Source organism: Streptomyces sp. 13-12-16 (assembly GCF_002114215.1).
In the GTDB taxonomy this organism is placed as follows: Bacteria; Actinomycetota; Actinomycetes; order Streptomycetales; family Streptomycetaceae; genus Streptomyces.
Map to the genome: position 1 here is coordinate 622 of NZ_NCTE01001318.1, position 2,205 is coordinate 2,826.

3 protein-coding genes are annotated in these 2,205 nt (G+C 73.7%); 1 reads left to right on the forward strand and 2 read right to left on the reverse strand.

Annotated elements, in window-relative coordinates:
• The coding region (locus B7767_RS40405) for a hypothetical protein (protein ID WP_085576259.1) at window positions 1-660 on the reverse strand (660 nt) is incomplete at its 3' end.
• A gap of 539 nt (window positions 661-1,199) precedes the next feature.
• On the opposite strand from B7767_RS40405, the gene B7767_RS40410 reads away from it, so the two are divergent.
• Window positions 1,200-1,838, forward strand: coding sequence for a transglycosylase family protein (locus B7767_RS40410; RefSeq protein ID WP_085576260.1), 639 nt, complete (start codon window positions 1,200-1,202; stop codon window positions 1,836-1,838).
• Between the two features lie 23 nt (window positions 1,839-1,861).
• Here the strand turns inward: B7767_RS40410 and B7767_RS40415 are convergent.
• Window positions 1,862-2,205: ATP-binding cassette domain-containing protein (locus tag B7767_RS40415; RefSeq protein WP_143652933.1), on the reverse strand; the 344-nt coding region annotated here is incomplete at its 5' end.

Consider the following 2,205-nt stretch of genomic DNA (forward strand, 5'->3'; position numbering starts at 1 on the left):
CATCAGCACCTGCTGGTGCTTGTTGGCGGCCGACCGCCAGCCGTCGGTGACCTGGAGCGGCTGGTGCGCCTGCCACCAGGCGACCGGACGGCCGCCGGCCGGGTTCGGCTGGAGCACGGCGTGCAGCTGCCCCGCGGCGAGCAGGACCGACCAGCCGTGCAGCGCCGGCGGTACGGCCGACAGCTCGGTCAGCGGCATGAACCCCTGCTCGATGAGGAGCGGCAGGAAGTCGTCGCCGGCCCCGGGCGAACCGGGCCGCGCGACCGGCGCGGTCGGCTCCACGACCAGCGCCGGGTGCAACTCCCCGGCGATCAGGACCAGTCCGCTGGTCACTCCGAGCACGGCCTGTTCGGGGGCGGCCTGCGCGGACGCCGGTTCCCCGGTGTCGCCGCCGATGGCCCGCACGGCCCCCTGGAGCTGCTCCTCGGTGACCTGGACGACCTGCGAGGGCAGGCAGCCGGCGTGGGCGAAGGCGAGGACGGCGGTCTCGTCCCCGATGAACAGGACGGTGCTGGTGCGCTCCTGTTCCGGGTCGCCCGGGGTGCGGCAGGAGGTGCAGTCGTAACTGCCCGGGGCGGACTCTCCGGCGAGCAGGCGGGCTGCTTCTTCGTCGCCGATCTCGGCGCGTACCTCGTCGCTGACGTCGAGCATGCGCGGCACGGGTGGCTCCCTCGGGATGCGGTGCGTGGCGAGGCCGGGTGGCTCCCGGCCCGTGGTCCGGGTGGGTCCCCGGCTCATGAAGAAGACAACGGGCGATCTGTGGCGGTAGTCACGCCCCAGGGCGAACGGAATCGAACCATCCAGCGCGCACGGTCACGCTCGGCGCGGAATCGGCCACTCATCGTCAACTGCCCGTTGCCGTAATGTCGTTGAGAAGGTGAGGTGGCTCACAGGGTGCGCTGTCCGCTGGTCGACAAATCCTGAAATCGGGGAATGAAGTGGGTGGCCGAAAATCGACGCTACCCGAGGTAAGCGGCAACTGGCCTGGCACGACGGGGCGTTGGTTGATCCCGGTGCCGGGGGTTCCTTAGATTCCTCCGCCGTGTGCAGCGAGCACCGCTCGGGTACGTCCGCCGACCGCACCGCACGGCACCACCGCACGACCCGAAGGCGGACGGGGCGAGCGCGGCCCACGCGTCCCATGACGCGGCGGGCGGCACTCCGCCCCGGGGACCCCGAGTCCTTCGGGAAGGACCTACATGTCCGAATGTGCCGATAACACCCGCGACCACCTCCGCAAGACCCGTACGACGGCCGTCCTGGCCGGCGCGGCCCTGCTCGCGCCCCTCGGACTGCTCGCCGCGACCGGGAACGCCACGGCGGCGGACGGCGAGGTGTGGGACCGCATCGCACAGTGCGAGAGCGGCGGCGACTGGCACATCAACACCGGCAACGGCTACTACGGCGGACTGCAGTTCTCCGGCGCCACCTGGCGCGCCTACGGCGGCACGGCCTACGCGCCGACGGCCGACCGGGCCACCAGGGCCCAGCAGATCGCGGTCGCCACGAAGGTGCAGCGCGCCCAGGGCTGGGGCGCCTGGCCCACCTGCTCGGCACGCGCGGGGGCGTCCGGGAGCGCACCCGCCGCGGACCCGGTGACCACGCGGCGGACCCCGTCGGAGCAGTCGAAGTCGTCGGAGCCGGCCAGGACTTCGACACCCTCCGGGCACACGGACCGGAACACGTCCCGCGGCGGCCACACCGTCCGCGCGGGCGACACGCTGAGCGGGATCGCCGCGCGGTACGGCACGACCTGGCAGCGCCTGTACGAGGCCAACAGGTCCGTCATCGGCGGGGATCCCGACGTGATCGTGCCCGGACAGCGCCTCGACGTCTGAGCCGCCTTCCTCCGCCCGGGGCCCTACGGCCGCCGGGCGGAAGCGGACCGGCCGAGTTCGCCGGTCTCCCCGGCGAACACCACCGCGCCCCGGCGCAGTACGTACACGAAGGCGGGGCGGCCGTGCAGGGCGGGCGGCAGCCGCTGCTCGGCGACGACCACGCACGCGTCGAGCGCGGCCAGCAGCGCGTACGTACGGGCCGCGACCGCCGGCGACATGCCCTGGACGGGCTCGTCGACGAGCACCACGCGCGCGCGTGCCGACAACGCCCGGCACAGGGCCAGCATCCGCTGCTCACCCCCGGAGAGCGTGCCGGCCCGGCGCTCCAGCAGCGGCCGCAGCGACGGGTAGGCGTCGAGGGCGCGGG

What these genes read in the sequence shown, in the direction of transcription:
- B7767_RS40410 (WP_085576260.1), top strand. Translation starts at nt 1,200, where the DNA reads ATGTCCGAATGTGCCGATAACACCCGCGACCACCTCCGCAAGACCCGT.